10 protein-coding genes are annotated in these 12466 nt (G+C 60.3%); 3 read left to right on the forward strand and 7 right to left on the reverse strand.

The genetic code is table 11. From position 1 onward, the window contains the following. Positions 1–102: 102 nt before the first annotated feature. The 4 genes from ASE98_RS08960 to ASE98_RS08975 all read right to left on the reverse strand — a co-directional run bounded on the left by ASE98_RS08960 (position 103) and on the right by ASE98_RS08975 (position 3310). Positions 103–507: a SufE family protein gene (locus ASE98_RS08960; protein ID WP_060541020.1), complete on the reverse strand. Its 405-nt coding sequence runs from the start codon at positions 505–507 to the stop codon at positions 103–105. After that, positions 504–1709, reverse strand: a complete 1206-nt coding sequence (locus ASE98_RS08965; protein ID WP_060541021.1) for an aminotransferase class V-fold PLP-dependent enzyme — start codon at positions 1707–1709, stop codon at positions 504–506. The genes ASE98_RS08960 and ASE98_RS08965 overlap by 4 nt, the downstream gene beginning before the upstream one ends. Positions 1710–1934: 225 nt before the next feature. Continuing rightward, positions 1935–2969 carry a 2,3,4,5-tetrahydropyridine-2,6-dicarboxylate N-succinyltransferase gene (gene dapD / locus ASE98_RS08970; protein ID WP_060541022.1) on the reverse strand — a complete coding sequence of 345 codons (1035 nt, stop codon included), beginning with the start codon at positions 2967–2969 and terminating at the stop codon, positions 1935–1937. Between the two features lie 32 nt (positions 2970–3001). Beyond that, positions 3002–3310: an arsenate reductase gene (locus tag ASE98_RS08975; protein WP_236707790.1), complete on the reverse strand. Its 309-nt coding sequence runs from the start codon at positions 3308–3310 to the stop codon at positions 3002–3004. A 256-nt stretch (positions 3311–3566) separates the two neighbouring features. Between ASE98_RS08975 and ASE98_RS08980 the strand changes: the two genes are divergently transcribed. Continuing rightward, positions 3567–5198, forward strand: coding sequence for a Na+/H+ antiporter (locus tag ASE98_RS08980; protein WP_060541024.1), 1632 nt, complete (start codon positions 3567–3569; stop codon positions 5196–5198). Positions 5199–5207: 9 nt separating this feature from the next. Here ASE98_RS08980 and dapC read toward each other — a convergent pair whose 3' ends face one another. From dapC to map, 3 genes are all read right to left on the reverse strand, one after another. Next, a complete protein-coding gene (gene dapC, locus ASE98_RS08985; RefSeq protein WP_060541025.1) occupies positions 5208–6407 on the reverse strand; it encodes a succinyldiaminopimelate transaminase in 1200 nt (399 codons plus the stop codon). 198 nt (positions 6408–6605) lie between these two features. Further along, positions 6606–9308, reverse strand: coding sequence for a [protein-PII] uridylyltransferase (locus ASE98_RS08990; protein WP_060541026.1), 2703 nt, complete (start codon positions 9306–9308; stop codon positions 6606–6608). A 45-nt stretch (positions 9309–9353) separates the two neighbouring features. Then, positions 9354–10136, reverse strand: a complete 783-nt coding sequence (gene map, locus ASE98_RS08995) for a type I methionyl aminopeptidase (protein WP_060541027.1) — start codon at positions 10134–10136, stop codon at positions 9354–9356. 360 nt (positions 10137–10496) lie between these two features. Between map and rpsB the strand changes: the two genes are divergently transcribed. Both rpsB and tsf read left to right on the forward strand, forming a co-directional pair. Next, positions 10497–11234 carry a 30S ribosomal protein S2 gene (gene rpsB, locus ASE98_RS09000; RefSeq protein WP_060541028.1) on the forward strand — a complete coding sequence of 246 codons (738 nt, stop codon included), beginning with the start codon at positions 10497–10499 and terminating at the stop codon, positions 11232–11234. Positions 11235–11424: 190 nt separating this feature from the next. Further along, positions 11425–12288 carry a translation elongation factor Ts gene (gene tsf, locus ASE98_RS09005; RefSeq protein ID WP_060541029.1) on the forward strand — a complete coding sequence of 288 codons (864 nt, stop codon included), beginning with the start codon at positions 11425–11427 and terminating at the stop codon, positions 12286–12288. Positions 12289–12466 lie beyond the last annotated feature (178 nt).

Below are 12466 nucleotides of genomic sequence, written 5' to 3' on the forward strand. Positions count from 1 at the left end.
AAATCTCCCACGGTCTGTACTGCGTCAACAGTCAGAATCGAGCCTTGTCCCTCCTCCTCCCTTCAAGTCCTACCATACAAGCGAGCCTGCTCGCGATGACGTTTAACCAGCCAACTCCGTCATCCGCTTAAGCACCGCATTCAGGCCATTGCTGCGCGACTGGGACAACTGCCGCCCCAGCCCCAACTGATTGAACCAGTCCGGCAAATCCACCTGTTGCAATTCGGCCACCGACAGTCCGTTGACCCGCGCCAGCAGCAACGCCACCAGCCCGCGAATCAGCCGCGCATCACTGTTGGCATTGAACTGCCAACGGCCATCGCGCAATTGCCCTACCAGCCAGACTTGGCTTTCGCAGCCATGCACCCGGTTGGCTTCGCACATGTCTTCGGCGCTCAACGCAGGCAGACGCTCGCCCCATTGCATCAACAGGCGTGCCCGCTGTTCCCAGCCGGCGGCGGCCTGAAAGGTTTCGAGCGCCGTTACGGCATCGGCAGGCAGGTTCATCGCAGTAACTCCAGCGCCTGATCCAGCGCCTCGAAGAATCGTTCCAGGTCGGCGGAGTCGTTGTACAGCGCCAGTGACACCCGGATTGCTCCGGCCAGTTCGAAGCTTTTCAGCAGCGGCATGGCGCAGTGATGACCGGCGCGCACGGCGATCCCTTGCTCGGTCAGCAAATGCGCCAGGTCGGAGTTATGCACAGCCTCGACGGTGAAACTGACCAGCGCCAGTTGCGGTTTGCCCAGCAGGCGTATGCCATTGCGCGATTGCAGGCCCTTGAGCAGGTAGTCATGCAACGCCGCCTCGTGGGCGGACACTGCGTCCTGATCGAGTCCGGCCAGATAGTCCAGGGTTGCACCCAGACCAATCACGCTGGCGATCGGCGGCGTTCCGGCCTCGAAGCCCAAAGGTGCCGGGCGAAAGCGTGCATCGTGGTAATTGGCATCCAGTACCATTTCACCGCCGAACTGCCATGGCCGCAGCTGCAGCAGCGCCTCATTGCGCCCGAACAGCACGCCCAGGCCATCGGGGCCGTAGAGTTTGTGGCTGGAGAAGACATAGAAGTCGCAACCCAGCGCCTGCACGTCGTGGCGGCCGTGGACCACGCCTTGCGCGCCGTCGATTACGGTCAGCGCGTCGTGCGACTTGGCCAGTGCCAGCAATTGCCCCAGTGGTTGCCAGGCACCGATTACATTGGACAACTGACTGACCGCCAGCAGGCGTGTGCGGGGGGTGATCAGGCGGGTGGCGAGTTCCAGGTCGATCACGCCGTCGGGATTGAGCGGCAGGATCACCAGCCTCAGATCGCGACGGTGCGCCAGTTGTTGCCATGGCAGCAGGTTGGCGTGGTGCTCCAGGGCGCTGATGACAATCTCATCGCCCGGATTGAATAGATGCTCCAGGCCGTAGGCCAGGAGATTCAGCGCGGAGGTCGCACCGTGGGTAAAGACAATCTGTCCGCTGTCACCGGCATTGAGCCATTGTGCCACTTTGCTGCGGCTATCCTCGAACGCCTGGGTGGCGTGGGCACCGGGCAGGTGCTGGGCACGATGCACATTGGCCGCGCCGTTGGCGTAGTAATGCGCCAGGGCATCGAGCAGGGCTTGCGGTTTTTGCGTGGTAGCGGCGTTGTCCAGATAGGTCTGGCCTTGCCGTTGCAGGGCGGCGATGGCCGGAAAATCGGCGCGCCAGGGAGAGGGAATCATCATGTGTTCGGCCCTATGAACTTGGGCGAGTGTACGTCGGACCTTGTGGGACCGAGCCTGTGTGGTGAAGGGACCTTGTGGCGAGGGGGCTTGCCCCCGTTGGGCCGCGGAGCGGCCCCATGCTCATGGCAATGGCCCGGGACTACTGCGTAGTCCAACGGGGGCAAGCCCCCTCGCCACATAAGCCCCCTTGACACAAGCTTGTTCCCACAGGGGATCATGCGACGCTTAGTTGTGAGCGTGCAGCGCTTCGTTCAGTTCGATGGCCGATTTGTGGGTTTTGCACTCCACGGCACCGGTCTGCGAATTGCGGCGGAACAGCAGGTCGGTCTGACCGGCCAGTTCACGGGCTTTGACCACTTTGACCAGGTTGTCGTTGGCGTCCAGCAGGGCAACCTTGGTGCCGGCGGTCACGTACAGGCCCGACTCGACGGTGTTGCGGTCGCCCAACGGGATACCGATACCGGCGTTCGCGCCGATCAGGCAGCCTTCGCCGACCTTGATCACGATGTTGCCGCCACCGGACAGGGTGCCCATGGTCGAGCAACCGCCGCCCAGGTCCGAACCCTTGCCGACAAACACGCCTGCCGACACGCGGCCTTCGATCATGCCCGGGCCTTCGGTGCCTGCGTTGAAGTTGACGAAACCTTCGTGCATCACGGTGGTGCCTTCGCCGACGTAGGCGCCCAGGCGGATACGCGACGCATCAGCGATACGCACGCCGGCCGGAACCACGTAGTCAGTCATTTTCGGGAACTTGTCCACCGAGAACACTTCCAGCAGTTCGCCGCGCAGGCGGGCTTCGAGTTGGTGCTCGGCCAGCTCGGCCAGGTCGATCGCGCCCTGGCTGGTCCAGGCCACGTTCGGCAGCAACGGGAAGATCCCTGCCAGGTTCAGGCCATGGGGCTTGACCAGACGATGGCTCAGCAGGTGCAGCTTGAGGTAGGCCTCAGGGGTGGACGACAGCTGGGCGTCTTCGGCAAGCAACGTGGCGACCAGCGGTTTGTGGCTTTCGGCCAGACGGGTCAGCAAGGCTGCCTGGGCAGCGTCGACGCCTTTGAGCGCTTCAGCCAGTTGCGAGGCCTGGGCGGTGCTGAACGCGATCGCCTGATTGCCTTCGGTGTAACCCAGAACAGGCGCGATGGCGGCGATGACTTCAGCCGAAGGATTGAGAACAGGTGCGGCGTAAAACACTTCCAGCCATGCACCTTGACGGTTTTGGGTGCCGACGCCGAAGGCCAGGCTGAACAGGGTAGTGGACATGTGTATACCTCTAACAAAATTGAACGGGCTGCTTACTTGAGCGCGGCCGCGTAGATATCAGGCTTGAAGCCAATCAGGGTTCGGTCACCGAGATCAAGCACCGGGCGCTTGATCATCGAGGGTTGTGCGAGCATCAGTTCGATGGCTTTCGTCTGGTCGAGATCGGCTTTGCGTTCGTCTTCGAGTTTGCGAAAGGTCGTACCTGCACGGTTCAACACCGCCTGCCAGCCGTGCTCGTCGCACCATTGGGTCAGGTGTTCACGGTCGATACCGGCCGTTTTGTAATCATGGAAGTCGTAGCTGACGGCGTGTTCATCGAGCCAGGTGCGCGCCTTTTTCATGGTGTCGCAGGCTTTGATGCCGAAAAGGTGCAACGTTTTGCTTGAAGCGGTCAAGGAATTGCCCCCTTTGCAGGTACTGTCGAATAAACGGTGACGGATTATGCCATGACCGGACGGTTTCGCGTCGGCTGTGGTGGATATGTCATTCGTGCGCTGGACCTGTACAAGCCTGTGCGACAATGGTGCAACGGTCAGGCGCAGTCTATGCGGCTAATATGGCACTTGTGCGCTGTCGATTGTCCGGGATCCGAGATTTATGCAAACCGCCTACACCGTCCTGATCCTGCTGATGCTGGTTGGCGTTTCACGCCTGATCGGACGGGTGGTCCCGTTGCCGTTGCCACTGGTGCAAATCGCCGCCGGAGCCTTGCTCGCCTGGCCGACGCTGGGGTTGCATGTGGCCCTTGATCCGGAGTTGTTCCTGTTTCTGTTCCTGCCGCCGCTGCTGTTCTCTGACGGCTGGCGCATGCCCAAGCGCGAATTCTGGCGTTTGCGCGGGCCGATTCTGACCCTGGCAGTGGGGTTGGTGTTGTTTACCGTGGTCGGTGCGGGATATTTCATCCACTGGCTGTTGCCGAGCATACCGTTGCCCGTCGCCTTCGCCCTGGCGGCCGTGTTGTCGCCCACCGACGCCGTGGCAGTCTCGGCGATCTCCCAGAACCGTTTGCCGACGCCCTTGATGCACATGTTGCAGGGCGAGGCGCTGATGAACGACGCCTCGGGCCTGGTGACGTTCAAGTTTGCCTTGGTGGCGGCTGTGACAGGTGTGTTCTCCCTGGCCACTGCCAGCGTTACGTTCGTGCTGGTGGCCGTCGGCGGCCTGGCTGTCGGCGTGGCCTTGAGTTGGCTGGTCGGGCGTTTGCGCGCCTGGATGATTGCCCGCGGCTGGGATGATCCGGCGACCCATGTGGTGTTCATGTTGTTGCTGCCGTTCGCCGCCTACGTGCTGGCCGAGCGCGTGGAAGTGTCGGGCATTCTGTCGGCGGTGGCGGCGGGCATGATGCAGAGCTGGCTCGACCTGCTGCCGCGCCAGACCAATACGCGCTTGCTCAACCGCAGCGTCTGGTCGTTGCTGGAGTTCGCCTTCAACGGCCTGATCTTCCTGCTGCTGGGCTTGCAACTGCCGGACATCATCAAAGCGGTGGCCAGCCACGAAACCTCGCTGTGGCCGACGCTGCTGTATCGCTGCTTTGACGTGGTGGCGATTTTCCTGGTGCTATTGGCACTGCGGTATGTCTGGGTGCAGAGCATCTGGCGAGCGTCGATTCTTCTGCGGCGTCTGCGCGGCAAGGGTGAAATGACCCAGTTGCCGACTGCGCGGTCTTGCTGGTTGCTGACCGTGGGCGGAGTGCGCGGAGCGGTGACGCTGGCCGGTGTGATGTCGGTGCCGTTGCTGATGGGTGGGGTGGCGTTCCCGGAGCGTGATCTACTGATTTTCATCGCCGCTGGTGTGATCCTGTTGTCGCTGATCGCCGCCTGTATCGCTCTGCCGCTGTTGTTGCGCGGTATCGATAAAAGCCCCGACGACAAGCGTCGCAATGAAGTACGCGAGGCCTGGCGTAAAACCGCCGAGGCGGCCATTCATGCGCTGGAAGCCGAAGAGGCCGGCCCTCAGGATGCGGCCCAGGCAGCGCTGGCCGCAGAGCTGAAAGCGCGGATCATGTCCGAATATCGGCACCAACTGGATATCTTCAATGACTCGGCAGAAGCCCAGGCCTTGGCCTTGCAGATGGACTTGCTGGAACGGCGCCTGCGTTTGAAAGCGCTGCGGGCGCAGCGCCTGGAGTTGTACAGCCTCAGCCGTCATCACCAGATTGGCGATGACGTGTTGCGTGAGGTGCTGGGCGAGCTGGACCTGAGTGAAGCCAAGCTCGGTCAGGTGAAATAACGCAGGCGGTTATTTGCGGCGCTGGATGAAGTCGCGAATACGTTCTGCCGCTTCCACACATTCGGCCAGCGGTGCAACCAACGCCATGCGCACACGCCCTGCGCCCGGATTGATGCCATCGACATCCCGCGACAGGTAGGAACCCGGCACCACGGTCACATGCTCCTGCTCGAACAGGTCACGGCAGAAGGCGGCATCGTCGCCGGCCACATTCGGCCACAGGTAGAAGCTGCCATCCGGACGTTGTACATCCATCACCGGGCTCAGGATTGCCAGCACCGCATCATACTTCTCCCGATACAGCGTACGGTTGGCCCGTACGTGCACTTCGTCGTTCCATGCTGCAACGCTGGCCAGTTGCGTCTGCACCGGCATTGCGCAGCCATGGTAGGTGCGATAGAGCAGGAAGCCCTTGAGGATGTCGGCATCACCGGCGACAAAGCCCGAACGCAGGCCTGGCAGGTTGGAGCGCTTGGACAGGCTGTGGAACACCACGCAACGCTTGAAGTCTTTACGGCCCAGTTCCACGCAGGCGCTGAGCAAGCCTGGCGGTGGGGTCTGCTCGTCGAAGTACAGTTCGCTGTAGCACTCGTCGGCGGCGATCACGAAGTCGTGTTCGTCGGCCAGGGCGATCAGTTTTTTCAGGGTTTCGACCGGGATCAGCGCGCCGGTCGGGTTGCCCGGCGAGCACAGGAACAGGATCTGGCAGCGTTTCCAGATGTCTGGCGATACCGCGTCGAAGTCCGGGTTGAAGCCGTTTTCATCCAGGCACGGCAGGTAGTGCGGCTTGGCCCCGGCGAGGAACGCGGCGCCTTCGTAGATTTGGTAGAAGGGGTTCGGGCTCACGACCAGTGCGTCGTCGCCCCGGTTGACCACGGTCTGAGTGAAGGCAAACAGGGCTTCACGGGTGCCGTTGACCGGCAGGACGTTGCGCGCGGGGTCGATCCAGCCGCCAGGTACGTTGAAGCGACGCTCGCACCAGGCGGCGATGGCTTCACGCAGGGCCGGGATGCCGAGAGTGGTCGGATACACCGCCATCTGATCCAGGTTGCTGGCCAGAGCCTCGGCGACAAAGCTCGGCGAGCGGTGTTTCGGCTCGCCGATGGACAGTGCGATGGCGCGTTTGTCCGGGTTTGGCGTGACGCTGCCGAGCAGGGCACGGAGCTTTTCGAACGGGTAGGGCTGGAGCTGGGTCAGAGCGTTGTTCATCGGGGGCCTCGTTCAGTGTGGAGGCAGGCCTGTGTGGCGAGGGGGCTTGCCCCCGTTCGACTGCGCAGCAGTCGTAAAACCATGATATGCGGTTTATCTGATAGACCGCGCTTGAGGTTTTAGGGCCGCTTCGCAGCCCAACGGGGGGCAAGCCCCCTCGCCACAGAAATCTGCTTTCACAGTGGGAAATTTGTTGATTCAGATGCTGATGCGCGACAGTTTGATATCGGGTTCCTGGTTGACGCTCAATTGCTCGACGATTGCATCCTGCAAGCGGCTGCACAGCAGCGGGTCGGACAGCGGCTGATTATTTGCGTCGGTAATGAAGAACACGTCCTCCACCCGTTCGCCCAAGGTAGCAATCTTGGCGTTCTGCAGTGACAGGTCGAACTCCAGGAATATCGTGCCGATCCGCGCCAGCAGGCCCGGGCGGTCGGGAGCCGTGAGCTCCAGCACAGTCACCGGGCGTTGGGCGTCGTTGTGGATCGTCACCTGCGGTGCAAAGGCGAAGTGCTTGAGCTGGCGTGGCACCCTGCGCTGGATGATCGTCGGGTAGTCGTCCGGGTTGCGCAAGGCTTCTGTCAGGCCATCGCGGATCTGTTTGACCCGCGCCGGGTTGTCGCCGATCGAATCGCCGTCGGTATCGAGCACGATGTAGGTGTCGAGGGTGAACTGGCTGCTGGAGGTGATGACCCGGGCGTCGTGAATGTTCAGGTTGAGCTGGTCCATCGCCGCCACGGTCACGGCGAAGAAGTCGTGCTGGTCCGGCGCATAGATGAAGATCTGCGTACCGCCTTCGAACTCGCGCTGGGTGGTTTCCTTGATCAACACCAGCGGCCCGCCGTCAGCCGGTTGCTGGAGGATCGCATCACTGTGCCAGGCAACGTCGCCGGCGGTGTGGCGCAGGAAGTAGTCATCGCCCAATTGCGACCACAGTTGCTCGACGTCGTCCGGATCGGTGCCGCCACGCACGAGAATGTCCAGGGCTGCGCTCTGGGTCTGGCGGATCTGCTCTTCGCGGTCCACCGGGTTTTCCAGGCCGCGGCGCAGGGCGCGCTTGGTCTCGGTATAGAGTTGGCGCAACAGGCTGGCACGCCAGGAATTCCACAGGGTCGGGTTGGTGGCGTTGATGTCGGCGACGGTCAGCACATACAAATAATCGAGGCGGGTTTCATCGCCGACGGCGTGGGCAAAATCGTGGATTACCTGCGGGTCGGACAGGTCCTTGCGCTGGGCAGTGGTCGACATGACCAAATGGTATTGCACCAGCCAGACGATCAGGCGGCTGTCCCACACCGGCAACTGATGGCGCTGGCAAAAGGTTTCGGCATCGACCGCGCCGATCTCCGAGTGATCGCCATGCCGGCCCTTGCCGATGTCATGGTACAGACCGGCCAGGTAGATCAGTTCGGGCTTGGGCAGCTTGCCCATGACCTTGCTGGCCAACGGGAATTTTTCCGACACCTGGGTGTACTGCAATTTACGCAGGTGTTTGATCAGGTTCAGGGTGTGCGCATCGACCGTATAGATGTGAAACAGGTCGTGTTGCATCTGCCCGACGATCAGGCCGAACTCCGGCAGATAACGCCCGAGAATGCCGTAACGGTTCATCCGCCGCAGATTGCGGTGAATGCCGATCTTGCACTTGAACAGCTCGATGAACAGGCTGGTGTTGCGGATATCGTTGCGAAAATCGTCGTCGATCAGATGGCGGTGTTCGCGCAACAGACGAATGGTGTCGGCGCGCACGCCTTTGATTTCCGGCTGCTGGGCCATCAGCACAAAGATTTCCAGCATGGCGAATGGCGTGCGGCGGAACACATTGTTGTTGCGCGCCTCGATGTAGCCGTCGTGCAGCTGGAATCGCGAGTTGATCGGTTGCGGCGGCGCTTCGTCTTCCGGTGCGAGGATGACTTCCTCGAAGTGCTGGATGATCAGGTCGCTGAGCTGGGCGATGCTCATGACCACCCGGTAATACTGCTGCATGAAGCTTTCGATGGCTTGCTTGACGTCATTGCCCTCGAAGCCCAGCAGTCCGGCGATGGTGCGCTGGTGATCGAACAGCAGGCGGTCTTCAGCGCGGCCGGCGAGCATGTGCAGGGCGTAGCGAACCTTCCACAGAAATTCCTGGGAGGACGCCAGCAGGGCGTTTTCGCTTTCGACCAGGAAGCCTTCGCCGGCCAGTGCTCGCAGGTTCAGGGTGCCATACTCGCGACGGGCCACCCACAGAATCGTCTGGATGTCCCGTAATCCGCCGGGCGAGCCTTTGACGTTGGGCTCCAGGTTGTACTCGGTGTCGTTGTACTTGTGATGGCGGGCTTTCTGCTCGGCGCGCTTGGCCAGGAAAAAGTCCTTGCTCGGCCACATGTGCGCGGTGCTGGTGACATCCAGCATGCGCTGGCGCAGGTGCTCCGGGCCGGTAATGGTGCGGCTTTCCATCAGGTTGGTGACTACCGTCAGGTCGGCGCGTGCCTCGACGGCGCATTCCTCGACCGAGCGAACGCTCTGTCCGACTTCCAGGCCAATGTCCCACAGCAGGGTCAGGAAGCGCTCGATGGAGTCGCGGAAAATTTCATGGTCTGCACTGTCCAGCAGGATCAGCAAATCGATATCGGAGTAAGGGTGCAGTTCGCCGCGGCCGTAGCCGCCGACCGCGACCAGCGCAATGTCGGCGTCTTCGCTCCAGTCAAACTGATCCCAGGCCTTTTGCAGGATGTTATCGACGAACCAGGCACGATCCTCGATCAGCCTGCGGATGTCCCGGCCGCTGCGAAACCGCGAGTCGAGCACTTCCCGGGCCTGGCGGATGGCCTTCTTGAAGGCCGATATCGGGCTTGCCTTCAGGGCCAGTTCAGCCTGGAACTGGCCGCGGTCGAAGAGTTCGGGATCCACCTGCGGCATCGATTGGCATTCCTTTCTATAAGGCTGGGTAACGGCTGGTCGGACTCAGGCCGAAACGCGTGCGATGGTATCGTCGCTGCGCAGGGTGAAGATCTCGTAACCGGTCTCGGTCACCAGCAGGGTGTGCTCCCACTGGGCCGACAGCTTGCGGTCCTTGGTAATCGCGGTCCAGCCGTCGCCCAATACCTTGGTGTCGGCACGGCCCTGGTTGATCATCGGCTCGATGGTGAAGGTCATGCCGGCTTTCAATTCCATGCCGGTACCGGCACGGCCGTAGTGCAGGATCTGCGGCTCTTCGTGAAATACCTTGCCGATGCCGTGGCCACAGAACTCGCGAACCACCGAAAAGCCGTTCTTTTCCGCGTGCTTCTGGATGATTTCACCGATGTCGCCCAGGCGGCAGCCGGGTTTGACGATTTCAATCGCCTTGTACATGCATTCCTGGGTGACCTGGGACAGGCGCTCGGCCCAGACCGGCACGCTGCCGACGTGGAACATGCGGCTGGTATCGCCGTGGTAACCGTCCTTGATGACGGTGACGTCGATGTTCAGTGTGTCGCCATCCTTGAGCGGCTTGTCGTTCGGGATGCCGTGGCAGACCACGTGGTTGATCGACGTGCAGATCGACTTCGGGTAACCCTTGTAATTGAGCGGGGCAGGGATGGCCTTCTGCTCGTTGACGATGTAGTCGTGGCAGATCTGGTTCAGTTGATCGGTGGTAACGCCCGGCTTGACATGTTCGGCAATCATTTCCAGCACATCGGCGGCCAGCTTGCCGGCGATACGCATCTTGGCGATATCCTCGGGGGTTTTGAGGGTGACGGTCATACAGGCTCTCTCTGCGCTCGAAGGCGCTTTCTAAACGGAAAGGGCGTTGCGCGATCGAACTTCGCAGCCCTGAAAAATGCGATTCTACCAGACGATCAGCGCAAATCAGCGCCTCTGTGCGTCGCTTCTCCTTATAGAATGGTGGATTGCTGGCGGATTCCAAGGCTCGGCGCCGGGATTTCATAATCCGGGTTCCGTTTTTGCCTGCCCTGTGGTATAAAATGCGCCGCTTTCCGGGGATGTCCCGAAAAGCCTAAATCCACACACGTGTCGACACGATGACCTGGGTGCCTTCAGCTGAAGCTGCTGGTTGGTCATTGGGATACGTGGAGGCCAAACCCGACTTATTAAGGAACTATCATGTCCCAAGTCAACATGCGCGATATGCTGAAGGCCGGTGTGCACTTCGGTCACCAGACCCGTTACTGGAACCCGAAAATGGGCAAGTACATTTTCGGCGCGCGTAACAAGATCCACATCATCAACCTTGAAAAAACCCTGCCAATGTTCAACGAAGCTCTGACTTTCGTAGAGCGTCTGGCCCAGGGCAAAAACAAGATTCTGTTCGTCGGCACCAAGCGTTCCGCTGGCAAGATCGTTGCTGAAGAAGCAGCACGTTGCGGTTCGCCGTACGTCGATCACCGCTGGTTGGGCGGCATGCTGACCAACTTCAAAACCATCCGTGCTTCCATCAAGCGTCTGCGTGACCTTGAAGTACAAGCCGAAGACGGTACTTTCGCCAAGCTGACCAAGAAAGAAGCGCTGATGCGCTCCCGTGACCTGGAAAAGCTCGATCGTTCCCTGGGTGGTATCAAGGACATGGGCGGTCTGCCAGACGCTCTGTTCGTTATCGACGTTGATCACGAGCGCATCGCGATCACCGAAGCCAACAAGCTGGGCATCCCGGTTATCGGCGTAGTCGATACCAACAGCAGCCCGGAAGGCGTTGACTACATCATCCCAGGCAACGATGACGCAATCCGCGCTATCCAGCTGTACATGGGTTCGATGGCTGACGCTGTGATCCGTGGTCGCAACAACGTTTCCGGCGGCACCGAAGTCTTCGTTGAAGAAGCTCCGGCAGCTGCAGCTGAGTAATTGACGCCCTGGCGTTGACTCAGTAAGCAAAAAGGGGGCTTGGCCCCCTTTTTGCCACCTCGAAAACCATTTGTCGGCGCCCACTGCTTTATCTGTAACGTGCGGCAGCTAACAAGGGTGGTTCGGGAAGAATTGAACGCCCGTTCGATCGGGTGGAATGGTTGATAACCTATCCAAGAGGAATTTTGAAATGGCAGAGATTACTGCAGCGTTGGTCAAAGAACTGCGCGAGCGTACCGGCGAAGGCATGATGGATTGCAAAAAGGCCTTGACCAAGGCTGGCGGCGACATCGAAAAAGCCATTGATGACATGCGTGCTTCGGGCGCGATCAAGGCTGCCAAGAAAGCTGGCAACGTTGCCGCTGAAGGCGCTATCGCCATCAAGGCTGACGACAAGTGCGCCGTACTGCTGGAAGTTAACTCGCAGACCGACTTCCTGGCCCTGCAAGACGACTTCAAAAACTTCGTTGCTGCCAGCGTAGAAAAAGCTTTCGCCGAGAAACTGACCGACGCAGCTCCGCTGATCGCCGCTCAGGAACCTGCTCGTGAAGCCCTGGTTGCCAAAGTTGGCGAAAACGTCAACATCCGCCGTCTGGTACGCGTGGAAGGTGACGTAGTCGGCACCTACCTGCACGGTAACAAGATTGGTGTTGCTGTTGTTCTCAAGGGCGGCGATGTTCAGCTGGCCAAAGAGATCGCCATGCACGTGGCGGCAAGCAACCCTGAGTTCCTGCTGCCATCGCAGGTTTCGCCAGAAGCCATCGAGCGCGAGAAGGGCGTTTTCCTGTCCCTGAACGAAGACAAGATGAAAGGCAAGCCAGCTGAAATCGTCGAGAAGATGATCGCTGGCCGTATCACCAAGTTCCTGGCCGAAGCCAGCCTGGTTGAGCAAGCTTTCGTCATGAACCCGGAAATCACCGTGGGTGCCCTGGCCAAGAAAGCCGGCGCTGAAATCGTTTCCTTCACTTACTTCAAAGTAGGCGAAGGCATCGAGAAGCCAGTCGACAACTTCGCTGAAGAAGTTGCCGCACAGCTGGCTGCCGCCAAGCAATAAGACGGTTTTTTAACTGTCGCCCTGAAGAGGCTGCCCGCTCACGCGCGCAGCCTCTTTTCAGATGGGGTACCAATTTTTATTTGGTTTCCTGTTGGAACTGGCTTACAAAGCCATGTTCCGATGGCGCTGAAGCAGCACCAAGCTAGAGTGAACGCCAGCTGAAAACAGCTCGCAAAGA

Source organism: Pseudomonas sp. Leaf48 (assembly GCF_001421885.1).
Classification (GTDB): domain Bacteria; phylum Pseudomonadota; class Gammaproteobacteria; order Pseudomonadales; family Pseudomonadaceae; genus Aquipseudomonas.